This is a genomic window from Pseudomonas sp. MYb13 (assembly GCF_002980075.1).
Taxonomy (GTDB): domain Bacteria; phylum Pseudomonadota; class Gammaproteobacteria; order Pseudomonadales; family Pseudomonadaceae; genus Aquipseudomonas; species Aquipseudomonas lurida.
Window position 1 is genome coordinate 144,936 of record NZ_PCQI01000012.1, and the last position, 21,922, is coordinate 166,857.

At 62.3% G+C, this 21,922-nt stretch carries 21 protein-coding genes; 10 read left to right on the top strand and 11 right to left on the bottom strand.

From position 1 onward, the window contains the following. The first annotated feature begins 12 nt into the window (after positions 1-12). Positions 13-339, top strand: a complete 327-nt coding sequence (locus tag CQ002_RS20640) for a DUF1820 family protein (protein ID WP_003236992.1) — start codon at positions 13-15, stop codon at positions 337-339. Positions 340-466: 127 nt separating this feature from the next. Here CQ002_RS20640 and CQ002_RS20645 read toward each other — a convergent pair whose 3' ends face one another. The 4 genes from CQ002_RS20645 to CQ002_RS20660 form a co-directional block, all read right to left on the bottom strand. After that, complete coding sequence (locus CQ002_RS20645) at positions 467-1,021, bottom strand: tetratricopeptide repeat protein (RefSeq protein WP_010206766.1); 555 nt, start codon at positions 1,019-1,021, stop codon at positions 467-469. Between the two features lie 225 nt (positions 1,022-1,246). Then, complete coding sequence (gene hemL / locus CQ002_RS20650) at positions 1,247-2,530, bottom strand: glutamate-1-semialdehyde 2,1-aminomutase (protein ID WP_034109415.1); 1,284 nt, start codon at positions 2,528-2,530, stop codon at positions 1,247-1,249. Between the two features lie 11 nt (positions 2,531-2,541). Further along, positions 2,542-3,171 carry a thiamine phosphate synthase gene (gene thiE / locus CQ002_RS20655; protein WP_034109414.1) on the bottom strand — a complete coding sequence of 210 codons (630 nt, stop codon included), beginning with the start codon at positions 3,169-3,171 and terminating at the stop codon, positions 2,542-2,544. An 18-nt stretch (positions 3,172-3,189) separates the two neighbouring features. Beyond that, the gene (locus CQ002_RS20660) at positions 3,190-3,987 is read right to left on the bottom strand and encodes a hydroxymethylpyrimidine/phosphomethylpyrimidine kinase (protein WP_034109413.1); all 798 of its coding nucleotides are present in this window, start codon (positions 3,985-3,987) and stop codon (positions 3,190-3,192) included. 276 nt (positions 3,988-4,263) lie between these two features. On the opposite strand from CQ002_RS20660, the gene CQ002_RS20665 reads away from it, so the two are divergent. The 4 genes from CQ002_RS20665 to CQ002_RS20680 all read left to right on the top strand — a co-directional run bounded on the left by CQ002_RS20665 (position 4,264) and on the right by CQ002_RS20680 (position 10,717). Further along, complete coding sequence (locus tag CQ002_RS20665) at positions 4,264-6,654, top strand: hybrid sensor histidine kinase/response regulator (RefSeq protein ID WP_105162920.1); 2,391 nt, start codon at positions 4,264-4,266, stop codon at positions 6,652-6,654. Between the two features lie 66 nt (positions 6,655-6,720). Then, complete coding sequence (locus CQ002_RS20670) at positions 6,721-8,373, top strand: acyl-CoA dehydrogenase family protein (protein ID WP_105162919.1); 1,653 nt, start codon at positions 6,721-6,723, stop codon at positions 8,371-8,373. A 164-nt stretch (positions 8,374-8,537) separates the two neighbouring features. After that, positions 8,538-10,010, top strand: coding sequence for an AMP nucleosidase (amn, locus tag CQ002_RS20675; RefSeq protein WP_161630243.1), 1,473 nt, complete (start codon positions 8,538-8,540; stop codon positions 10,008-10,010). 71 nt (positions 10,011-10,081) lie between these two features. Continuing rightward, complete coding sequence (locus tag CQ002_RS20680) at positions 10,082-10,717, top strand: pseudouridine synthase (protein WP_034109410.1); 636 nt, start codon at positions 10,082-10,084, stop codon at positions 10,715-10,717. On the opposite strand, the gene CQ002_RS20685 is transcribed toward CQ002_RS20680, so the two are convergent. Next, positions 10,712-10,921, bottom strand: coding sequence for a DUF2788 domain-containing protein (locus CQ002_RS20685; protein WP_025858220.1), 210 nt, complete (start codon positions 10,919-10,921; stop codon positions 10,712-10,714). The genes CQ002_RS20680 and CQ002_RS20685 overlap by 6 nt on opposite strands. 143 nt (positions 10,922-11,064) lie before the next feature. Continuing rightward, a complete protein-coding gene (locus CQ002_RS20690) occupies positions 11,065-11,544 on the bottom strand; it encodes an Lrp/AsnC family transcriptional regulator (protein WP_003194418.1) in 480 nt (159 codons plus the stop codon). 397 nt (positions 11,545-11,941) lie between these two features. Here CQ002_RS20690 and CQ002_RS20695 point away from each other — a divergent pair, with 397 nt between their 5' ends. Continuing rightward, a complete protein-coding gene (locus CQ002_RS20695) occupies positions 11,942-13,024 on the top strand; it encodes a DUF6515 family protein (protein ID WP_069078381.1) in 1,083 nt (360 codons plus the stop codon). A gap of 27 nt (positions 13,025-13,051) precedes the next feature. Here the strand turns inward: CQ002_RS20695 and CQ002_RS20700 are convergent, their stop codons facing one another. Further along, the gene (locus tag CQ002_RS20700) at positions 13,052-13,957 is read right to left on the bottom strand and encodes a cation diffusion facilitator family transporter (RefSeq protein ID WP_034109408.1); all 906 of its coding nucleotides are present in this window, start codon (positions 13,955-13,957) and stop codon (positions 13,052-13,054) included. Positions 13,958-13,972: 15 nt separating this feature from the next. Continuing rightward, positions 13,973-14,392 (bottom strand): hypothetical protein, encoded by a 420-nt coding sequence (locus CQ002_RS20705; RefSeq protein ID WP_034109407.1) that lies wholly within the window; start codon positions 14,390-14,392, stop codon positions 13,973-13,975. 148 nt (positions 14,393-14,540) lie between these two features. On the opposite strand from CQ002_RS20705, the gene hrpB reads away from it, so the two are divergent. After that, entirely contained in the window at positions 14,541-17,048 is a 2,508-nt protein-coding gene (gene hrpB / locus CQ002_RS20710; RefSeq protein WP_105162918.1) for an ATP-dependent helicase HrpB, read from the top strand. 62 nt (positions 17,049-17,110) lie between these two features. On the opposite strand, the gene CQ002_RS20715 is transcribed toward hrpB, so the two are convergent. Continuing rightward, on the bottom strand, positions 17,111-18,199 hold the full coding sequence (locus CQ002_RS20715; protein ID WP_034109405.1) for an endonuclease/exonuclease/phosphatase family protein: 1,089 nt from the start codon (positions 18,197-18,199) through the stop codon (positions 17,111-17,113). Positions 18,200-18,240: 41 nt separating this feature from the next. Next, entirely contained in the window at positions 18,241-18,900 is a 660-nt protein-coding gene (locus CQ002_RS20720) for a YciC family protein (RefSeq protein WP_034109576.1), read from the bottom strand. A gap of 176 nt (positions 18,901-19,076) precedes the next feature. Between CQ002_RS20720 and CQ002_RS20725 the strand changes: the two genes are divergently transcribed. The 3 genes from CQ002_RS20725 (at position 19,077) to CQ002_RS20735 (ending at position 21,077) form a co-directional block, all read left to right on the top strand. Next, positions 19,077-19,817 carry a DUF2076 domain-containing protein gene (locus tag CQ002_RS20725; RefSeq protein ID WP_098467422.1) on the top strand — a complete coding sequence of 247 codons (741 nt, stop codon included), beginning with the start codon at positions 19,077-19,079 and terminating at the stop codon, positions 19,815-19,817. A 128-nt stretch (positions 19,818-19,945) separates the two neighbouring features. Next, complete coding sequence (locus CQ002_RS20730) at positions 19,946-20,422, top strand: NYN domain-containing protein (RefSeq protein WP_024077544.1); 477 nt, start codon at positions 19,946-19,948, stop codon at positions 20,420-20,422. A gap of 43 nt (positions 20,423-20,465) precedes the next feature. Beyond that, a complete protein-coding gene (locus tag CQ002_RS20735) occupies positions 20,466-21,077 on the top strand; it encodes a PolC-type DNA polymerase III (RefSeq protein WP_069078383.1) in 612 nt (203 codons plus the stop codon). A gap of 268 nt (positions 21,078-21,345) precedes the next feature. Here CQ002_RS20735 and CQ002_RS20740 read toward each other — a convergent pair whose 3' ends face one another. After that, positions 21,346-21,807 (bottom strand): Lrp/AsnC family transcriptional regulator, encoded by a 462-nt coding sequence (locus CQ002_RS20740; protein WP_105162917.1) that lies wholly within the window; start codon positions 21,805-21,807, stop codon positions 21,346-21,348. Between the last annotated feature and the right edge of the window lie 115 nt (positions 21,808-21,922).

The following is a 21,922-nucleotide window of genomic DNA, read 5'->3' on the forward strand; positions in this document are numbered from 1 at the left end:
TGTTCGCCCACCATGACCAAACGTGAAGCTCCAATCTACAAGGTGATTTTCCTCAACCAGGGCCAGGTGTTCGAAATGTACGCCAAGCAGATCTATCAGAGCGATCTGTGGGGTTTCCTGGAGGTGGAAGAGTTCGTCTTTGGCGAGCGCACCCAATTGGTCGTCGATCCGGGCGAAGAGAAGCTCAAGGCTCAGTTTGAAGGCGTGGTGCGCAGTTTTGTACCGATGCATTCGATTGTGCGCATCGATGAAGTCGAGCGCCTGGGCACGCCGAAGATCAGCGAGGCGCGGGGCGTGAGCAATGTCATGCCGTTTCCGATGCCGATGCCTGAAAAGTAGGGCTTTAATCGCGTCGCGCCCATCGCAGGCAAGCCAGCGCCCACAGTTGACCGCATTCCAATGTTGGAACTCGGTCGAGTGTGCGGGCTGGCTTGCCTGCGATAGCGATAGAAGGGTCTAGATGAATTCAGGGCAGGGGTGAAAAGGGCGAACGCCCATCGGCACTCTGCAGTTCCTGCAGGTAGTTGCGGAAGATCTGGCCCAACACCTGGGTCGCCACTTCCAGCTCATCGCGCTGCATGTGCTCGGCGACTTCGTCAGCCGTGTCCAGCGCGTCTTCGGCGCCATTGACCGCCGCCATTTTCAGCACGATGTAGGCCTGGACGTTATTGGCTGGCACGCCTTCGCCCTTGAAGAACATGTTACCCAGTTCGAATTGCGCTTGCGCATGGCCCTGCAACGAGGCTTTCTCGAAGTAGCTCAAGGCTTTGTTGAGGTCACGGGCAGGGTTTTTGCTGTCGTGGAAGTACTCGCCCAACTCGTATTGCGCCTGCGCATCCCCACCGTCGGCCTGTTTCTGGCACGCGCTCAGCGCTTCGGCCTGGCTGTCTGGCTGGGTATTGAGGGTGCAACGACCCATCGCTGGGATTAACAACGAGTTGCCGCCTGCTTGTGCATGTGCCAGCAGCGGCTGAAGGAGCAACAGGCAGCCCAGAACCAGGGTGCGGCCGGTGCGTTTCATGGGAATCGACTTACCTCTGACGGGGCACGCGGACCCTCGGGGGATCCAATAAGCGCGCATTATGAAATAAGCAGGCCTCTGCTTACAAAGTCTTTACTCGTTTTTCTGCTGCTTGGGCAAGTTATCCGCCGGATTGCAGGTGATTTCTCGAAAAAACTCGGAAATCTCTGTAAGCAAAGTAGCAAATCAGACACCGTTTGCGCGGTGCCTGATGGTTGCGGCCTGTTATTTCAGTGCTGCGAAGGCGCGTTCGGCAGCGTCGAGGGTCAGTTTCAGCTCGGCGTCGCCGTGGGCGATCGAGGTGAAGCCGGCTTCGAAGGCGCTCGGTGCCAGGTACACGCCGCCTTCCAGCATCAGGTGGAAGAAGCGCTTGAACAGGTCGGCATCGCTGCCCATCACGTCATCGAAGGTGACAATATCGTCGGCGCCGCTGAAATACAGGCCGAACATACCGCCCGCCTGGGTGGTAACAAATGGGATACCGGCGGCATCGGCGCGCTGTTGCAGGCCGTCGAGCAGGCGCGTGGTGTAGTCGGTCAGCTCGGCGTGGAAGCCCGGGCGGCTGATCAGGCGCAGAGTGGTCAGGCCGGCGGCCATGGCCAGCGGGTTACCCGACAACGTACCGGCTTGGTACACCGGGCCCAGCGGCGCGATGTGCTGCATGATCTCGCGCTTGCCGCCGAAGCAGCCCACCGGCATGCCACCACCGATGATCTTGCCGAAGGTGCTCAGGTCCGGCGTGACGCCGTAGTGCGCCTGGGCGCCGCCGAGGGCAACGCGAAAACCGGTCATCACTTCGTCGAAAATCAGCACCACGCCGTGCTTGTCGCACTGCTCGCGCAGGCCTTCGAGAAAGCCCGGCGCTGGCGGTACGCAGTTCATGTTGCCGGCCACCGGCTCAACGATGATGCACGCCACGTCCTGGCCGACTTCATTGAGCATTTGCTCGACGGCGGCGATGTCGTTGAACGGCAGGGTGAGGGTGTGCTTGGCGAACGCGGCAGGTACGCCGGCCGAGCTCGGTACGCCCTGGGTCAGCGCGCCGGAGCCGGCCTTGACCAGCAGGCTGTCGGAATGGCCGTGGTAGCAGCCTTCGAACTTGATGATGCTGTCGCGGCCGGTGAAGCCTCGGGCCAGGCGAATCGCGCTCATGGTGGCTTCGGTGCCGGAGCTGACCATGCGCACCATTTCCATCGACGGCACGATGCTGCAGACCAGGTCCGCCATTTCGGTTTCCATGGCGGTCGGCGCGCCGTAGGACAGGCCGTGTTCCAGCTGCTTGCGCACTGCGTCCAGCACGTCTGGGTGGCTGTGGCCGAGGATCATCGGGCCCCAGGAACCGACGTAGTCCACATAACGCTTGTCATCTTCGTCGGTGACGTAGGCGCCTTCGGCATGTTTGAAGAACAACGGCGTGCCACCGACGCTCTTGAACGCACGCACGGGGGAGTTCACACCGCCGGGGATGTGTTTCTGGGCATTGGCAAACAGCGTTTCGGAACGGGACATGATGGGGCTCTCTAAACTGAAATTTTAAGCAGATCGTTGAACGCGCGAGCGCGGCGCGTGACTTCCTGGGTACTGTCGGCGCCAAACAGGCCGTGCACCACCGCCAGCAGGTCGGCACCGTGGGCCACCAGGGGTTCGGCGTTCTCCAGGGTAATGCCGCCGATCACGCAGATCGGTAGCTGCAGGCGCGCGCGGGCCTGGGCCAGCATCTCCAAGGTAGCGGCCGGGGCGCCGGGCTTGGTGTTGGAGTTGAAGAAGCGGCCGAAGGCGACGTAGCTGGCGCCTTCCTTGGCGGCCTGCTCGGCCAGTTCGATCTGGCTGTGGCAAGTCGCGCCGATGATCGCCCTGGAGCCGAGCAGTGCACGGGCAGGGGTCAACGGGCCATCGGTCTGGCCCAGGTGCACGCCGACGCCCAGGCGTGCGGCCAACTCGGCGTCGTCGTTGATGATCAGTTGGGTCTTGTAGCGCGAGCAGAGCTCACGCAACTTCTCGGCCTCACGCAGGCGCCGGGCTTCGTCGCTGCTTTTATCGCGGTACTGCAACAGGGTCACGCCACCGTCCAGCGCCGCTTCGACGTAGGCGAGGAATTTGCCGGCCAACAGTTGGCTGTCGGTAATGGCGTACAGGCCACGTAGTTTCATCAGGCAGGCCTCTTGCTGTTAAGAGCAGAAATCCAGCGGCAGGCGGCGCGGTACAAACTGGCCCTGACCGAGTTGTTCGGCGTCACGCAGGGTGCGCCAAGTGTAGTTGAGTGCCGATTGCACGGCGCTGACCAACCCTTCGCCCTGGGCAATCCGGCCGGCTAGTGCGCTGGCCAACGTGCAGCCCGAACCATGGTAGCTGCCGGGCAGGCGTTGGCAGGTAAAGGTTTGGCGCGTGCCGTCGCGGCCGTACAGACGGTTGTGCACTTCGTGCTCGTCGCCATGGCCGCCGGTGATCAGCAGGTGCCTGATGTACGGCAGCAGCTTCTCGGCGCATTCGTCCGCGGTGCCTTCGGGCAGTTCGGCGAGGATGCGCGCTTCGGGCAGGTTCGGCGTGGCGATCAGCGACAACGGCAGCAGCCGCTCACGCATCGCGTAACCGACTTCGTCCTTGCCCAGGCTGCCACCGCCGCCGGCACGCAGCACCGGATCGCACACCACCGGCAGGTGCGGATGCGCCTGCAGCAGTTCGACCACGGTGTCGACCATCGCGGTGGAGCCGAGCATGCCCAGCTTCACCGCCGCCACTTCGGAGTCGCCGAGTACGGCATTGGCCTGGGCCAGTACCCACTCGCGGTCGAGCACACGGAAATCGCTGACGTTGACCGTATTCTGCACGGTCAGGGCGGTGACGGCCGGAGCCGCATGGCAACCCTGGGCGAGCAGGGCTTCGATATCTGCCTGCAAGCCGGCGCCACCACTGGGATCATGGCCGGAGAGACAGAGGACAACGGGGCGAGAGCTGTAGATATTCATGGTGCGCGAGCTTACCACCAAACGCTTTTGGCGGGGCCGTCTGGCGATGGCTGAATTTTGCCCGGTGCGTGACGCTTTTTTGGCGCACGAGTAGCGGTTAAAACCTTCTGTAATGCTTGTTCTAGAGCCTTTCAAAAAATTATTTCAATGGTGTCCAATAGCCTTTAATGGCTATGCTAGAGTGGATCCAAACAACTAACTGTATTGCCGGTGTACGTCTTCTCAAAAGGAATGGGGGGCTTTTTGACATAACCGGACAGGCCACGCTGGGGCTCTATGCGCTATTTGCTGATTTTATTGTTGTGCGGGCTGCCCATGCTCGCCAGCGCCGTCGAGTTCAACCAAGACACGCGTCGCCTGCCACTGGGCCGGGTCATGCAAGTGCTCGAAGACCCGACCGATGCCCTCACAATCGCTGATGTCAGCGCGCCATCCGCCAACTCGCAGTTCAAGCCCCACGATAAAGACACCCTGAATGCCGGCTACTCGCGCTCGGTGTTCTGGCTCAAGTTGAACCTGCATTACGTGCCGCAAGCCACCGACGCGCAACGCACCTGGCTGCTGGAACTGGCCTACCCGCCGCTCGACCATCTTGACCTGTATCTACCCGACAGTACCGGCACCTACCGCCTGGCCGGGCGCACGGGGGATGCGTTGCCGTTCTCTGCTCGCGAGATTCGCCAGAACAACTACCTGTTCAAGCTCGACTTCACGCCGGGCGAGGCGAAAACCGTCTACCTGCGCCTGCAAAGCGAAGGCTCGATCCAGGCGCCATTGACGCTCTGGTCCAGCACGGCCTACCTGGAGCAACAACCGTTGCGCCTGTATGTGCTGGGCCTGATCTATGGCGTGTTGCTGGGGATGCTGGTCTACAACCTGTTCATCTACCTCAGCGTGCGCGACACCAGCTACCTCTATTACATCCTTTATATCGCCTCGTTCGGCCTGTACCAGTTGTCGGTCAACGGCGCGGCGGTGGAGTATTTCTGGCCGAACAACCCGTGGTGGGCGAATGCCGCGACACCGTTCCTGATCGGTTCGGCGGCGCTGTTCGGCAGCCTGTTTGCGCGCAGCTTTTTGCACACGGCGCAGCACAGTCGCTGGATCAACCGTTTGCTGCTGGCGTTGGTGGCCGGTGGTGGCGTGGTGATGCTGCTGTCGTTGATGACCAGCTACGCCCTGGCGCTGCGCCTGGCCACCGGCTTGGCGCTGGTGTTTACCGTGACCATTTTTGTGGCCGCCATCAAGGCCTGGTATTGCGGGCAGCGGGTGGCGCGCTATTTCATCATTGCCTGGTCGGCATTCCTGCTGGGTGGGGTGATCAATACGATGATGGTGTTGGGCTACCTGCCCAATGTGTTCCTGACGATGTACGCCAGCCAGATCGGTTCTGCGATCGAAGTGGCGCTGTTGTCCCTGGCCTTGGCCGACCGCATCAATTCCATGCGTGAGCAACAGGCGCAGATCCTGTTCGATGCCAGCCAGAAGCTTGAAGTGCTCAACCAGCAATTGGCCCGCAGCAACCGGCTAAAGGATGAATTCCTCGCCACCCTGACCCACGAACTGCGTACGCCCATGAATGGCGTGATCGGCTCCCTCGAGCTGATGCAGACCGTGCCGCTGGACGCGGACCTGGCGCAGTACCAGCAAACCGCCGCCGGTTCGGCGCGGGACATGATGCGCATGGTCAACGGTATCCTCACCCTCACCGAATTGCAGGCCGGACGCTTGAGTGCCCAGCCCCAGGTGTTCAGTCTGCGCGGTACGCTCGACACCTTGCGCCAGCAGTTCAGCGCCAGCGCCCAGAGCAAAGGCCTGGCGTTTTCCATCGACGTGGCAGACGAACTGCCGGACCGCGTACAGGGCGACGTCGACAAACTGCTGCAGTGCCTGGATTGTCTGCTGGATAACGCCTTCAAGTTCACTCATGAAGGCTCGGTACGCTTACGTGTGGTCGGCGTGCCCCACAGTGACGGTGGCGTGCGCCTGAGCTTTATTGTTACCGACACCGGTATCGGCTTTGCTTCCCTCGACGAGGCTACCCTGTATCAGCGTTTCTTCCAGCTCGATGGCTCCATGACACGCGAGTACGGCGGCCTGGGCATCGGCCTGGCGATCTGCCGCCAATTGATCGAGCTGCTGGGCGGGCGCCTCACCCATCATTCCGAACCGGGCAAAGGCAGCCGCTTCCAGCTGGAAGTGGAAGTCATCCCGGTGCCGGCCGAGTCCAAGCCTGCGCCAGATAAGCAACGTGCACCCCACGAGTGTTCGGTGCTGTTGGTGGATGACAACAGCGTCGGCCAGTTGGTGGTGCGTGGCATGCTGCTCAAGCTTGGTTACCGGGTGAAAACCGTGGACACGGGCGCGAGCGCGCTGGCGGCGTTGCAGAGTGCGAATTTCGACGCGGTATTGTTGGATATTCCCGAAGGTGGTTTCTCATTGTGCTGCCAGATTCGTGCATTGCCGGGTTGTGGAGAGTTGCCGGTGATTGCCTTGAGTGCCTCGCTGAATGTGTCGGCGCGCGAGCATTGCCATGGTGTCGGTGTCTCGGATCGCCTGGCCAAACCTGTGCGTTTCGAGGCCTTGCAGGCGATGTTGGAGCGTCGGTTGTTGTGCCCGGCCGAGGGCGAAAGCGCCGGACATTCGGCGCGTATGCCACTTTTTTAAGGCGTATGACGGTGCTTAACTGAATTTCAGGCCTCAACTGAACGTGGCCTTTTCAGGAGGTCCGTCATGAACCTGCATCAGTTTGCCGAAACCCACGACGTCACCAACCAGCCGCCGTCCCTGGATGGCGCCAACTTGTATCGTATCGACGTGCCCCTGCAGGAGTGGTCACGCCGCTTCGGCGCCGGCTGGGCGCAGGCGCGCATCGATGCCTATGGTGCGCTGGCCGGCGGGCCGTTGATGGACGCAGGGTTCCTGGCGAACCAGAACAAGCCGGTGTTCAGCAGTCATGACCGTTATGGCCATCGCATCGACCTGGTTGAGTTTCATCCGGCCTATCACGAACTGATGCGCACTGCCGTCGAGCATGGCCTGCCGTCGTTGCCCTGGGCGCACCCACAGCCCGGTGCTCATGTGGCGCGCGCCGCCATGACCTACCTGCACAGCCAGGCCGAAGCGGGCACCGGCTGCCCGCTGACCATGACGTTCGCCTGTGTGCCCGCCCTGCGTCTGCAGCCTGACCTGGCTGGCATCTGGCTGCCGAAAATCCTCAGTACCCAATACGATCCACGCAATGTCGGCATTGCCCATAAGGCCGGTGCCACCATCGGCATGGCCATGACCGAGAAGCAGGGCGGTACTGACGTGCGCGCGAACACTACCCGTGCTTACCCGGTGGGCGCGGGCGGCCCGGGCCAGGCGTATGAACTGGTGGGGCACAAGTGGTTCTGCTCGGCGCCGATGTGCGATGCGTTTCTCACCCTGGCGCAGACCGACAAGGGGCTCACGTGTTTCCTGCTGCCCCGGCATCGTCCGGATGACACGCGCAATGAGTTCTACATCCAGCGCCTGAAGAACAAACTGGGCAACTGCTCCAATGCTTCCAGTGAAGTGGAGTTCCGCGGTGCCCTGGCCTGGATGATCGGCGAAGAAGGCCGTGGCGTGCCGACCATCATCGAGATGGTCGCCATGACCCGTTTCGATTGCATGGTCGGCTCCAGTGCCCTGATGCGTCAGGCGCTGACCCAGGCCAGCCATCATTGTGCCCATCGTTCGGTCGGCGGCCGCGTACTCAGTGAGCAACCGCTGATGCAAAACGTGCTGGCTGACCTGGCGCTGGAAAGCGAGTCCGCGCTGGCCCTGAGCCTGCGCATGGGCCGCGCGCTGGATCATGTGGGGGATGAGCAGGAAGCCAAGTTCACCCGTCTGGTCACGGCGGTGGGCAAGTACTGGATCTGCAAGCGCGCCCCGGCCATGATCAACGAGGCGGCCGAGTGCATGGGCGGTGCCGGGTATGTCGAGGACAGCATCCTGCCGCGCCTGTACCGTGAGGCACCGGTGAACTCGACGTGGGAAGGTTCCGGCAACGTGCAATGCCTCGACGTGCTGCGGGCGTTGTCCAAGGAGCCGGGAGTATTGGAAGCACTGTTTGTCGAACTGGGCGATGGGCATGGTGACCGGCTGTTGGCGCGGCATATCGAGCAATTGAAGTCGGCGTTCATGGACACTCAGGACATCCAGTACCGTGCGCGGCAACTTACCGAGGACATCGCCGTGGCGTTGCAGGCCAAGCTCTTGCTGGAGGCGGGGAATGCGGCGGTCAGTGATGGCTTTATTGCCAGCCGGCTGGGCGACTCGTCCGGCCGGGTGTATGGCACCTTGCCGCGGGGGGTGGACGTAGAGGCGATTGTCGCCCGTTCAACTCCGCCCTCCCTCTGACTGCACGCGCCCCAGAAGTGGGCGCTGGCGTGCAGCCAGTGGCGGTGTGCCAGTTCATAAATGGATGACTGGACCAACGCCATCGTGGGCAAGCCCGGCGCCCACATTGATCGCATTCCCGCTGGGATACAGGCAAGATAAAGGCCTGCAAGTCAGAACACAGGATGCTTACCGTGACCGAAGCTTTTGTTGTCGTGCAAACCGCTGAAGAAGCCGTGGATCGGCTGGCGGCCCTGCATGAGCGTGCCACTGGCGCGCTCAATCAAGCCCTCAAGCAATACCTCAAAGACCGCGTCGAGCCCGACGCCGAACAACGTGCGCTGTTTCGTTACCCGGAACTGCGCCTGACTTACCACTGCCACGGCGAAGTCCCACAGACCACCCGGGCATATGCCAAGGTCCAGTTGCCGGGGACCTACAGCGTCACCGTCACCCATCCTGCGGCGTTCCGTAAGTACCTGCTGGAGCAATTGGTGCCGCTGATGCACGACTTCACCGTGACGGTGGAAGTCGGCGTCAGCCAGCAGAACATTCCCTACCCGTACGTGGTGGAGCAGGGCGATGAACTGGCCGGCTCCGGTGTGACCGCCGCGACCCTGGCTCGCGTGTTCCCCAGCACCGACCTGTCGGCCGCAACGGATGGCATCGCCGACGGCCTGTACGACTGGGAAAACACCGACCCGCTGCCCCTGGCGCTGTTCGATGCGGCCCGTGTGGACTTTTCCCTGCGCCGGCTTGTGCATTACACCGGCAGCGACTGGCGCCATGTGCAGCCGTGGATCCTGCTGACCAACTACCACCGTTATGTCGACCAGTTCATCCTGCATGGCCTGGAGCAACTGCGCAGCGACCCGCGGTTCATCCGCATGGTGCTGCCTGGCAACGTGGTGATCGACAAGAGCATGGACCACGGTGAAGCGTCCGCCATTGCCGCTGGCGTGGTGTGGCACCGTTACCAGATGCCGGCCTATCACCTGCAGGCCACTGATGGCCACGGCGTGACCCTGGTGAACATCGGCGTCGGCCCGTCCAATGCCAAGAACATCACCGACCACCTGGCCGTGCTGCGTCCGCATTGCTGGCTGATGATCGGCCACTGTGGCGGCCTGCGCCAATCCCAGACGATCGGCGACTACGTGCTGGCTCACGCCTATATGCGCCGCGACGGGATTCTCGACCGCGTGGTACCGCCGAACATCCCGATCCCGGCGTTGGCCGAAGTGCAGTTGGCCTTGCAGCAAGCGGCCGCCAACGTCACCGGCGAAAAAGGCGAAGAGCTGAAAAAACGCCTGCGCACCGGCACCGTACTGACCTACGACGACCGCAACTGGGAACTGCGCTGGGCCCAGGAGCGCCCGTTGATCAACCTGTCCCGCGCCGTGGCCGTGGACATGGAAAGCGGCACCATCGCCGCCCAGGGGTATCGCCTGCGGGTGCCGTATGGCACGTTGCTGTGCGTGTCGGACAAACCGCTGCACAGCGAAATCAAGCTGCCAGGTTCTGCCAACGCGTTCTATGAGCGTGCGGTGAGCCAGCACTTGAAGATCGGCATCGAGGCGGTGGACTTGCTGCGCACCGAACTCAACTCGCTGCACTCGCGCAAACTGCGCAGCTTCGACGAGCCGCCGTTCCGCTAAGCGGTTGGGATGGTCATTTAACGGTCAGGCCACTAGCATTGTCGGTCCAGACCGTTAGATGTTCCTTTGCCATGTCCCGTCCCACTCGTCCCGATTCACGCCGCCCTGGCGTGAAACCTCCCTATTCCGCTGCTCGGCGTGTCGCCAAGGCACCGCCGTCCGAGCCGAAGTTGATCCTGTTCAATAAACCGTTCGATGTGCTGACCCAGTTCAGCGACGAAGGTGGGCGCGCGACGCTCAAGGATTTCATCGACATACCCGGCATTTACCCGGCGGGCCGCCTGGACCGTGACAGCGAAGGCCTGTTGCTGCTGACCAATGACGGCCAGTTGCAGGCGCGGATTGCCGACCCCAAGCACAAGTTGGCAAAAACCTACTGGGTGCAGGTCGAGGGCGAACCCAGCGAAGAGCAGCTGCAACGCCTGCGCGATGGCGTCGAGCTGAATGACGGCATGACCTTGCCCGCCGAAGCCCGGCCGTTGGACGAGCCCGAACTATGGCCGCGCAACCCACCCGTACGGTTTCGCAAAAGCATCCCGACTCACTGGCTGGAGCTGGTCATTCGTGAGGGCCGCAACCGCCAGGTACGGCGCATGACCGCCGCCGTCGGGTTGCCCACGTTGCGCTTGGTGCGCGTACGGATTGGTGACTGGTCGATCGAGGGCCTGGACCAAGGCCAATGGAAGGAAGTGCCGGCGCGCTTATAAAGCGCCGGACTCGATCAGGCCGATCACCACGCTCTTGATGATGAATGCGGCCACGCCCAGGCCCAGCACGAAGAACAGGATGAACGAGCCAAAGCGCCCGGCCTTGGACTTCTTCGCGAGGTCCCACACGATAAAGCCCATGAAAATGATCAGGAGGGTGACCAGGCCGGTCATCATCCATTCTTCAAACAGGGCGGGGTCGATGTTGTTCATGGGGGGCTTCCGACAAGGCAGGCGACAAAGTATACGGCAGCGCTAGAGGCACACCATTGATCTGGATCGAAGTGCAATCCAAATGTGGGAAAGGGTTTGCCCGCTCCCACAGGCGTTCGGCAGTGTGATTGAGGTCAGGTGCGCAGGTGGGTCAGGGGCAGTTCGGTGCTATTCAAGACCTGGTTCAGCACAAAACTTGAACGCACGCTGGTGACGCCTTCAATGCGGGTCAGGTGGCCGAGCAACAGTTTCTGGTAGTGATCCATGTCCGGCACCACCACTTTCAATTGATAGTCAGCATCCATCCCCGTCACCAGGCTGCACTCCAGCACCTGGGGCAAGGTGCGGATCGCCGCTTCGAAATTCTCGAAACGCTCGGGCGTGTGGCGGTCCATGCCGATCAGCACATAGGCCGTGAGGCTCAAGCCGAGCATCTTGCGGTCGAGCAGGGCGACCTGGCGGGCGATGTAGCCATCGTCTTCCAACTGCTTGACCCGGCGCGAGCACGGCGACGGCGACAAGCCGATGCGTTCGGCCAACTCTTGGTTGGAGATCCTCGCGTCGCGCTGCAATTCCGCCAAAATACTCAGGTCGTATCGGTCAAGCTTGCTCATTGGGATGGCCTTTGTCGTAACTATTGCGGTGAATTATCCATGAAGGGTTAAAAATTGCGCAAGCACTGTTTATTGACGCAATCTTCGCAATCATCTGTCGGGCGCTGGCGGGTATCTTTATCAACAGAATCACCGCCTGGACAACAGTCCACAGCAGCTCGCCCAATCAGGCCCGCTGCGGCCGCCACCCCAGCAGGGTTGAGCCGGCCTCCAGGCTGCACACTGTCCACAAGACGGCGTGAGGTGAGCCAACGTCAAAAGCGTTGAGCCAGGACGAAGTTCTCAAGGGGTGGCCGACGGGTCACCCCTTTTCTTTTGCCTGCTGATAACCTGTGCGAGAACCGGGCCTCGCTTTTCCAGTCTCATGGACAGGCCCTAATCCGCAGTGAGGAATAGCATGAAGCGCATCTGGCATATGGCAGGTGTAGGTTTGCTGGTGGTCACCGTTGGCACGCAGGTAATGGCCGATGAGCGCGATAACTCACCGGGGCAAGGGCAGCGACCGCAAGGCGGTGGTGGGCAGCATGAGCGAGGCCCTGAGGGGGGCGGGCGGCCAGGCAATAATCAGCCACGGCCGGAGAACAACCAGCCACGGTCGGAGAACACTCAACCGCGCCCGCAGAACCCGCATGTCGATCGCGGCGGCCAGAATGGTGGCGGTCAATGGCAGGGGCGTCCCCAGGGCAATGAGCAGTCCCGCCCTGCGCCACAACCGCAACCGTCGAACAACCTGCCGATCCAGGGTCGCCCCGACACCGTCCGCCAGACCCAGGAACCCCGCCAGGGCTATTACCGCGACATCCCTCGACGCACCGATGGCAACCCGCACTGGGAAGCCGGCGGCCCGGGTTCTCGGCCCGGTAACAATGGCGGCGGGTACAACAATGGCAATGGCCGTCCCGGCGACAACCGTTGGCCAGGGCGCCCCGACGGGCACGGAAATGGCTGGGGTCCAGGCCCGCAACATCGCCCCGGTTATGTGATCGACCGCTTCCCTGATCGCAATTACCGCGTGCCTTACCGTGGCCAGGACTATTTCTACTCCGGTGGCTACTGGTACCGTCCGCAAGGCCCGCGCTATGTAGTGGTGACACCACCGTACGGCATTCGCGTGCACTACCTGCCGGACTACGCACGTGAAGTGTGGGTGGGCAGTGCGCTGTTCTTCCTCGCGGCCGGTGCCTACTACACCTACGAAAGCAGCTCCCAGCAGTACGTGGTGGTGCAACCGCCGACCGCCGTGCCGGCGCCGCAGCCCACGCCGCAAGGCAATGGCTATGACGTGGTGGCGTATCCCGCCAACGGCCAGTCACCGGCCCAGGTGCAGCAGGACGGCTATGACTGTTATCGCTGGGCGGTGCAGCAAAGCGGTTTCGACCCGCAGCAAGTCACCTACGCCCCCGACCCGGCCGTGGTGCAAACCTACCGCCAGGCCCAGGGCAACTGCCTGAGCAGTCGGGGTTATCAGGTGCAATATTAAGCCGCAGTAAGCCTCGAGCTTTTAGCCTCAAGCTTGAGGCTTATCACGTGTTGCTTGTAGCTGATCCGCAGGGTCAGCATGCACCAGCACTTCGGCGCGGGGGTAGGCCTTGTGAATCGCATCGGCGGCCTGGTCGCTGATGCCGTGGGCCACTGACAGCGTCAATTCCCCCGGCAACTCAAGGTGCAGTTGCACAAACCAGTGGCTGCCGGAAATGCGTGTGCGCAAATCATGCGCACCCAACACTCCCGGTACGCCACGGGCCAGTTCCAGCATGTGCTGGCTGACATCTGGCGGCAGCTCTTCATCCATCAACACCGCAAAGCTTTCCCGGGCGATCTGGATCGCGCTCCACAAGATGTAGGCGGCGATGCCCAGGCCGAACCAGGCGTCGAATTGATGAAAGCCCATCCCGGCCAACACCAGTGCCACGAGGATGCTGCCGTTGAGCATCAAGTCCGAGCGGTAGTGCAGCGAATCTGCGCGCACGGCGTTGGAGCCGGTTTCGCGGATCACCCGGTGTTGCAGCATCAACAGGGCCACGGTCAGCACCAGGGAAAAGATGATCACACCGATGCTCAGCCACGGTGCGCCCACCGGTTCCGGATGCTGCAGGCGCTCGTAGGCCTGGAACGCAATCAGCATCGCACTGCCGCCGATAAACAGCGCCTGCGCCATGCCCGCCAGCGACTCTGCCTTGCCATGCCCATACCGGTGATCATCATCGGCGGGGCGCAGGGCGTAATGAACGGCCACCAGGTTCAGCAGCGACGTCACGCCATCCAGCAGTGAGTCGGTCAACCCGGCAAGCATGCTCACCGAGCCGCTGAGCCACCACGCGATGGCCTTGGTGATAATCAGCGCACTGGCCACGCCCACCGACGCACGGGTGGCCAGGCGCAAGAGCCTGGCGTGTTCGGGACTGCTGGTCATAGGCGGGTCGAATCCTTAAGCGGCGGGTTGCAGGCCCAGGCTGGCGAGTTGTTGCACGCTGCCTTTGAACTGGATCATGCGCGGGTCGTCCAGCGGCAGGCTACGCCCGGTTTCTTTCTGGATAATGCTTTGCAGCTTGGCGTTGTCGACCTTGCCGTCGGCACCGATGGCTTCGTGGAGGGTTTGCGGGTCGACCTGGGCGGTCTTGCCCGGTTCGAAGTAGATCGCGCCGGTGGCGAAGTCCACACCAAACGCGATCAGGCCAGGAATCACATAGAACAGCAGGCCCACGGCATCGAGCACGGCAATGGTCGGGTCGATCTTGCCGTCGATCTGGCCACGGCGGTCTGGGTAGAAGATCGAACCGCAGGCCGTCAGTTGGCTCAGCAGGGTGACGGCGAGGACACCGCCGATGACACGGGAAGCGATACGCATGAAAATTCTCCTGAACACGATTTAAAGATGACTATAAGCCAGCTCCCACCTTTTGATGCAGCCACAATTGAAGGGGGTGGCGCTTCTGAGACCTGCATCAGCATCCGGCAGTTCGCCGTTATACTCGCCGCTCTGCTTTGGAGCCAGTATGAATTCGTTGCCGATTGATGAAGTTTTACCCGCCCTGCGTGACGCCTTGGCGAATCGCCATGAAGCCGTGCTGGAAGCGCCCCCCGGCGCCGGTAAAACCACCCGTGTGCCCCTGGCGTTGTTGAACGAACCCTGGCTGGCCGGGCAGACCATCCTGATGCTCGAGCCCCGCCGTCTGGCGGCTCGTGCAGCGGCCGAACGCCTGGCCAGTGAATTGGGCGAGAAGGTCGGTGAAACCGTCGGCTATCGCATCCGCCTCGACAGTAAAGTCGGCCCCAACACGCGCATCGAAGTGGTTACCGAAGGGATCCTCACCCGTCGCCTGCAGGACGACCCGGCACTGGACGGCGTGGGCCTGCTGATCTTCGACGAATTCCACGAGCGCAGCCTCGACGCCGACCTGGCGCTGGCCTTGAGCCTGAACGGCCGCGAACTGTTTCGCGATGAGCAGCCGCTGAAGATCCTGCTGATGTCCGCCACCCTCGAAGGCGAGCGCCTTGCCAGCCTGCTGGATGACGCGCCGATCCTGCGCAGCGAAGGGCGCATGTTCCCGGTGCAGATGCGCTGGGGCCGGCCGTACCAGCCCGGTGAATTCATCGAGCCGCGTGTGGTGCAAACCATTCTCGACGCCCTGCACGACGAAACCGGCAGCGTGCTGGTGTTCTTGCCGGGGCAGGCGGAGATTCGCCGGGTCAACCAGCAACTGGCCGATGCCTTGGGCGACCGCAGTGAGGTGCTGCTATGCCCGCTGCATGGCGAGTTGGACCTCAATGCGCAGCGCGCTGCTATCGACCCGGCGCCTGTGGGTAAACGCAAAGTCGTGCTGGCGACCAACATCGCCGAGACCAGCCTCACCATCAACGGCGTGCGTGTAGTGATCGATGCCGGGTTGGCGCGGGTGCCGCGTTTCGACCCGGGCAGCGGCATGACCCGCCTCGACACCCAGCGTATTTCCCGCGCCAGCGCCACCCAGCGTGCCGGCCGGGCCGGGCGCCTGGAGCCGGGCGTGTGTTATCGCCTGTGGTCCGAAGACCAGCATGAAGGCCTGGCCGCCTACGGCAGTGCGGAAATTCTTGCCGCCGACCTCGCCGGCTTGGCCTTGCAGTTGGCGCGTTGGGGCGTCACGCCTGCACAGTTGGTGTGGTTGGATGCGCCGCCGACCGCTGCGTATGCCCAGGCCCAGGACCTGTTGCAGCGCCTTGGCGCCTTGAATGACGACACACTCACCGCCCACGGGCAGAAGATGGCCGAACTGCCGGCCCATCCGCGTATCGCCCACCTGCTGCTGCGCGGTCAGGACTTGGGGCTGGCGGCGACGGCTTGCGAGGTGGCTGCGCTGCTGGGAGAGCGCGATATCTTGCGCGGTGGCGGGGCGGATTTGCACAGTCGTCTCGCGCTGTTGTCCGGCGAAGAGCGCGCACGGGGTACTCAAGGCGGCGTGCAACGGGCCAGGCAACTGGCGCGGCAGTATCGCGGTTACCTGAGAGGCCTGGCCACGCAACCGGTGGCCGACCCCGACCACCCACGCTGGCTCGGCGCCTTGCTGGCGCTGGCCTACCCGGACCGTGTCGCCCAGCAGCGTCGCGCCGGCGGCGCCGAGTACCGCCTGGCCAACGGCCGTGCGGCACTGTTCGCTGAAGCTGACAGCCTGATGAAACAACCCTGGCTGGTGATCGCCGACCTGGGCAGCCGCCAGGGCCAGCGTGAAGAGCGCATCCACCTGGCGGCGGATTTTGACCCGGCGCTGTTCGACACGGTACTTGCCGAGCAAGTGCGCAACGTCGACCAACTCGACTGGGACGAACGCGAAGGCGTACTGCGTGCCGAACGCCAGCGCAAGGTCGGTGAGCTGGTGCTCAGCCGTGAACCCTTGACCGGTCTCGACGAGTCCGCCCGCAGCCAGGCACTGGTCAACCTGGTGCGCCGCAAAGGCCTGGAGCTGCTGCCCTGGACCCCTGAGCTGCGCCAATGGCAGGCCCGTGTGATGCTGTTGCGTCAACTGGACGCCGGCAAACCTGGTGAGTGGCCCGATCTCAGCGACAAGGCCCTGCTCGCCAGCCTGGAACACTGGCTGATGCCGTACCTGGGCAAAGTCTCGCGGCTGAGCCATTTTGCCAACCTGGACATCTCCAGCTTCCTGCACAACCTGCTGCCCTGGCCGCTGCCTCAGCGCCTCGACGAACTGGCGCCGCAGCATGTGAAAGTGCCATCGGGTTCGTCGGTGCGCCTGGACTACAGCGAACAGCCGCCGATCCTGGCAGTGCGCTTGCAGGAATTGTTCGGGCTGGCCGACACCCCGCGCATTGCCGGCGGGCGCCAGGTGGTGAAGCTGCACTTGCTGTCCCCCGCGCGCCGGCCGGTACAGGTGACCCAGGACCTGGCTAACTTCTGGCGCAGCACGTACGCCGAGGTGAAGAAGGATTTGAAGGGGCGGTACCCCAAGCACTATTGGCCGGATGACCCGTTGGTGGCCGAGGCGACGGCGCGGATCAAACCGCGCAAGTAGGCGCGACAGAGGTCAAATGTGGGCGCAGGCAAGCACGCTCCCACAGGTGTTGGGTGTGTTTGTTATGGCGCGGCCGGCAACAGGAACCGCGCAATCACCGGCAAGTGGTTGGAAATACGCAACGTATCCTCCTGCCGCACCTTCGCCTCCACCCGCTTGATCCTTGGGCTGTAGAACAGGTAGTCCAGTGTGCGGTCCGGCCCGTCCACGCTCGGGTCGTTGGGGAAGTTCGTCAACCACTTCTCACGGTCGATCCCGCTGGACTGGCTATTGCTCGGAATCATCGGGTACTTGTCCCACAGCAAATGCAACTCGCTGTCCGGCGAATACTGCCCACGTTTGCCGGCGTCCAGGCGCAGGAATTGGCCGAGGGGCAGCAGGTTGAAATCCCCGCCGATCAGCCAGGGCGTGCCACGCCCTTCGAATTTATCCAGCAGCCTGACCGTGGTTTGCACCTGCTCCTGCACCGCACTGCGTCCCGGTGCGTCGCCGTCCAGGCGGGTGTTGAGCACGGCCAGTTGGCCACCGTCGCTCAACGGCAGGTAGGTCAACAGCAAGGCTGGCTTGGGCTGGAACTGGCGGCTGATGAAGTTGGCCTCGGGCGCGGGTAATTGCAGGCGTTCGGCGTGTTCGATCTGGTAGCGGCTCAGGGTCGCCAATTTGCGGCCGACGCTGCCGAAGATATGCAGGTCTGGCACGAAGTCGGCTTTCCAGTCGAACGCTTGGGCACTGCAGGGGTAGAGGTCGATCAGGCGCTCCTGCAACAGTGCGAGTTGGTCCTGGTAGTGGGAGGGCTTGGCGTTTTCATCGAGCTCCTGCAGCAGCAGGACGTCGGGTTGTTCGTCGCGAATCACCCGCGCCACTTCGTCGAGGCTGGCGGCCATGTCCTCAACGGTGGGGCGGTCGTCCGGGCCACTGCCGTCGGCGGTGTCGTACCAGAACACGTAGTTCTTGCCGGCCAGGTATTGCACGTTCCAGGTCATGACCTTGAGCGCCTGCCCCGGCAGCAACGTGGGCGCACGGGGTGCGACGCAGCTCACCGGTAGGGTTTCCTTCGCTTCTGGGCGCCAGGTCAGGCTGTAGATCAGGGCGACGAGCAGGCCTGCGATAATCAGCAGGCCCAGCAGGGTGATGCGCAATAAACGGGTCATCGGCTCGGCTTATATGCGTGTCAGAAGAGGCACGGAGCATATCACCGCGCGTCGGCATCGCCACCGATCAGCATGAATAAACGAAACAGCACCACACTGGTAAACAGCTGCAGGAAGCTGTGGATGCTGTCCAGCAACAAGCCCAGCAGCGGCGCAGGCGTTGGATACGCCGCAACACTGGCGCCCTTGAGCAGCCACAGGGGTGTCATCACGCACAGCAGGCACACCAGGATCAGCCAGAAATGCCCACGGCTCAGGCGGAAGCTTTCCTTCATCGCCTCCAGCGCCGGCATGCCGCGCAGCACCAGCAGGTACTCGGCAAACGCCAGCACCACCATCAGCCACAGGCCCGGCAGGAAATACAACGACAACCCCAGCAGGATCAGCAGCGTGCTCATGGCCGTGAGCAGGGCGAAACGCGGCCACAGGGTCAGGGCCATGGCCCATACATCCTGGGTGCGCGGCGACTCGCCCCGGGTGCGGGCGTCCAGGAACAGGATCAGTGCCCCGGTGTACAGCGGGTACACCAGCAAACCCACCACCACGCTGTAGCCGGGGAACGCATCCGGGCCCACCACATGGTTGAGCACCTGTTGCAGCAGGGCTTCGAAAATCACCAATGGCAAACACAACTGGACGATGGCGCCCAGGTTACGTTGGGTGAAACGCAAGGAGTCGCGCAGTACATCTAACGGATTCATCAAGTTCATCGCAGGCCTGAAAGCAAGGGCAACACTTTAACCGATCATCACGGGCGGTAAGCAAACGTAAACCTTGAGTAAAGACCATTGAAACAACTCGTAACACCCCCATAACTGGAAACGCGCCTGATCACAGGCGAGATCACGATTTCTACCGGCAATCTAACGAGGTCGCCATGAACAGCGAAGAGCAAAGCCTGATCGATGGACTGTTTTCACGGTTGCAACAAGCCGAAACGGACTCAGCCCCGCGCGATGCCCAGGCCGAGGCGCGGATCAAGGAACACATGACTCGCCAGCCAGCGGCCGGGTACTACATGACCCAGTCGATCCTGGTTCAGGAGCACGCGCTCAAGAGTCTCGACGCGCAGAACAAGCAGCAGGCGCAACAGATCCAGCAGTTGCAGGAAGAGCTGCAACGGGCCAAGTCCGCGCAACCTGCCCCGGCGAGCAGCGGTGGTTTCCTGTCGAGCATCTTCGGCGGTGGCGGTTCCCGTGACCCGCAACCCGCTCAAAGCGCTCCGGCGTCTTCCGGTGGTGGCTGGCGCGAACCGGCGCGGCCGGCGTTCAGTCAACCTGCGCCGCAGCAGAATTATCAACAACCGGCTCCAGCCGCTCCGGTTGGCAGCGGATTCCTCGGCGGGGCAATGAAAACCGCTGCCGGCGTGGCCGGCGGTGTACTGCTGGCCGAGGGTATCAGCAGCCTGTTCAACCACAACTCGCAACAGCCGCAAGTGGTGGAAGAAATCATCCGTGAAGAGCCTGCACCGGCCAGTGACAACGGCAACTGGGGCAACGACGACCAGAAGTTTGCCGGCAATGACAATTGGGGCAATGACAATGCCTCTGACGGCTTTGCCGACAACGACTACTCCGACGATTCCTCTTCCTTCGGCGACGACGACTCCTTCGTCTGAGCCCTGTTCAACCGGGGCGCTTTGTCGCCCCGGTCTGATTTTTCCCGGAAACATTCCCTCGGCTGGCATACTGGCGTCTTTGCGGACCTTCGCGTCTGGGGTCCAAGCGGCAGTCATGGGGAAGTGCGGTGAAGAAAATTGCAGTGTTCGCCGATGTTCAAAACCTCTACTACACCGTGCGCCAGGCGTATGGCTGCCACTTCAACTATGCCGCCCTGTGGGCTGATATCAGCTCGCGCGGGCAGATCGTCGAGGCGTACGCCTATGCCATCGACCGTGGTGACAGCAAGCAGCAGCAATTCCAGCAGATCCTGCGCAACCTGGGTTTCACGGTAAAACTCAAGCCCTACATCCAGCGCAGCGACGGCTCGGCCAAGGGCGACTGGGACGTGGGCATCACCATCGACATCATGGACGCCGCCGACCACGTCGACGAAATCGTGCTGGCCTCCGGCGACGGTGATTTCGACATGCTGCTCGACCGCATCATCCACAAGCATGGCGTCGAAGCCGTGGCCTATGGCGTACCGGGGCTGACGGCCAACTCGCTGATACGCGCCGCCAGCCGCTACGTGCCGATCGAAGGCGCGCTGCTGCTCAAATAGAGCGCTGTGGCTTAATAAACAGTTAGACGGAGTTGGAACAGGTTTGGAACGTATAGCGGTCATCGACTTTGAAACCACCGGCATCACCCCGAGCAGCCACTGCCGGGCCACGGAAATCGCGGTGGTCATCCTCGAGCGCGGGCAGATCGTGGATCGCTACCAGAGCCTGATGAATGCCGGCGTGCGCGTGCCGGGTTTTATCGAGCAACTCACGGGTATCAGCAACGCCATGCTGCGCAGCGCGCCGCCGGCCGAGCGGGTGATGAACGAGGTGCATGAATTTGTCGGCACCACACCGCTAATGGCGCACAACGCCGCGTTCGACCAGAAGTTCTGGGACTTTGAACTGGGTTTGATCCGCCGTACCCGCCTGCAGAAGTTCGCCTGTTCGTTGCTTCTGGCGCGGCGGTTGATGCCCGCTGCGCCCAACCACAAGCTCGGCACCCTCAACAGCTACGCCCAACTGCCCCACACCGGCAAGGCTCACCGGGCGATGGCCGATGCGGAAATGGCGGCCAATCTCACGGCCCATCTGGCCCAGGAACTGCGCGGCACCCATGGCTTGCGTGAACTGTCCCACGACCTGCTGTGCACCTTGCAGAAAGTGCCAGCGGCGAAGATCAACGAGCATCTGAAGAAGCATCGCGGGTTCTAACCCCACCACAACGCCAAGAACACAGAAGATTCAAATGTGGGAGCGGGCTTGCTCGCGAAAGCGGTGGATCAGTCGCCGGATATATTGACTGACACATCGCCTTCGCGAGCAAGCCCGCTCCCACAGGGGTTAAGTGTCGTTCATCGAGACTGTGTGCAGTCCAGCGCCTGATCCACGACTTGATGCAACTGACGTCATCGCAGGCCGGCTTCTACAGTTGGAATGCATTTCGAATGTGGGAGCCGGGCTTGCCCGCGATGGCGGCGGTTCAACCACCATTTTTCCCATTACCCTCCAACTGCCCCAACGGCACCCGCCGCTCTATCGCGCTCGACAAAATGATCGAGGTCTTGCTGAACCCGAACTTCGCTACCCGATTAATCAGGTTTTCCAGCTCTGGCATGGTGCCCACTGCCGCTTGCATGATCACGCACGGATCACCCGTTACCCGATGGCACTCGGTCAGCTCAGGGATTTGCGCCAGGGCGTCGTAGGTCTTTTGGCTGCCATGGTTCGTCAGCCGCAGCTCCATCACGCATTGAATCGGCAAGCCGACTTTGGACAGGTCCACCTTGGCCTGATAACCCGTGATCACGCCACTGGCCTCGAGCTTGGCCACTCGCTCAGCGACGGCGGGGGCGGAGAGGTTTAGCTTGCGGGCGAGTTGCGCGTAGGACGCGCGGCCGTCTTCCAGCAGGGCGCTGAGGAGCATGCGGTCGTATTTGTCCATGATAAGGCTCCGGTGACGCGTGGCTTTCGAAAGCACGGTTTATAGCCTTCACAACCATGCTTTGAAAAGTGTAACGGCGTTTTAAACAGGTTTTGTAACTTATGTTTAACGACCT

Bases quoted from the DNA above. Each gene is read 5' to 3' on its own strand.
- hrpB (WP_105162918.1), top strand. From the start codon at position 14,541: ATGAATTCGTTGCCGATTGATGAAGTTTTACCCGCCCTGCGTGACGCC.
- CQ002_RS20720 (WP_034109576.1), bottom strand. From the start codon at position 18,900: ATGAATCCGTTAGATGTACTGCGCGACTCCTTGCGTTTCACCCAACGT.
- amn (WP_161630243.1), top strand. From the start codon at position 8,538: ATGCTTACCGTGACCGAAGCTTTTGTTGTCGTGCAAACCGCTGAAGAA.
- CQ002_RS20690 (WP_003194418.1), bottom strand. From the start codon at position 11,544: ATGAGCAAGCTTGACCGATACGACCTGAGTATTTTGGCGGAATTGCAG.
- CQ002_RS20700 (WP_034109408.1), bottom strand. From the start codon at position 13,957: ATGACCAGCAGTCCCGAACACGCCAGGCTCTTGCGCCTGGCCACCCGT.
- CQ002_RS20715 (WP_034109405.1), bottom strand. From the start codon at position 18,199: ATGACCCGTTTATTGCGCATCACCCTGCTGGGCCTGCTGATTATCGCA.
- CQ002_RS20645 (WP_010206766.1), bottom strand. From the start codon at position 1,021: ATGAAACGCACCGGCCGCACCCTGGTTCTGGGCTGCCTGTTGCTCCTT.
- hemL (WP_034109415.1), bottom strand. From the start codon at position 2,530: ATGTCCCGTTCCGAAACGCTGTTTGCCAATGCCCAGAAACACATCCCC.
- CQ002_RS20680 (WP_034109410.1), top strand. From the start codon at position 10,082: ATGTCCCGTCCCACTCGTCCCGATTCACGCCGCCCTGGCGTGAAACCT.
- thiE (WP_034109414.1), bottom strand. From the start codon at position 3,171: ATGAAACTACGTGGCCTGTACGCCATTACCGACAGCCAACTGTTGGCC.
- CQ002_RS20665 (WP_105162920.1), top strand. From the start codon at position 4,264: ATGCGCTATTTGCTGATTTTATTGTTGTGCGGGCTGCCCATGCTCGCC.
- CQ002_RS20740 (WP_105162917.1), bottom strand. From the start codon at position 21,807: ATGGACAAATACGACCGCATGCTCCTCAGCGCCCTGCTGGAAGACGGC.
- CQ002_RS20660 (WP_034109413.1), bottom strand. From the start codon at position 3,987: ATGAATATCTACAGCTCTCGCCCCGTTGTCCTCTGTCTCTCCGGCCAT.
- CQ002_RS20670 (WP_105162919.1), top strand. From the start codon at position 6,721: ATGAACCTGCATCAGTTTGCCGAAACCCACGACGTCACCAACCAGCCG.
- CQ002_RS20725 (WP_098467422.1), top strand. From the start codon at position 19,077: ATGAACAGCGAAGAGCAAAGCCTGATCGATGGACTGTTTTCACGGTTG.
- CQ002_RS20705 (WP_034109407.1), bottom strand. From the start codon at position 14,392: ATGCGTATCGCTTCCCGTGTCATCGGCGGTGTCCTCGCCGTCACCCTG.
- CQ002_RS20695 (WP_069078381.1), top strand. From the start codon at position 11,942: ATGAAGCGCATCTGGCATATGGCAGGTGTAGGTTTGCTGGTGGTCACC.
- CQ002_RS20640 (WP_003236992.1), top strand. From the start codon at position 13: ATGACCAAACGTGAAGCTCCAATCTACAAGGTGATTTTCCTCAACCAG.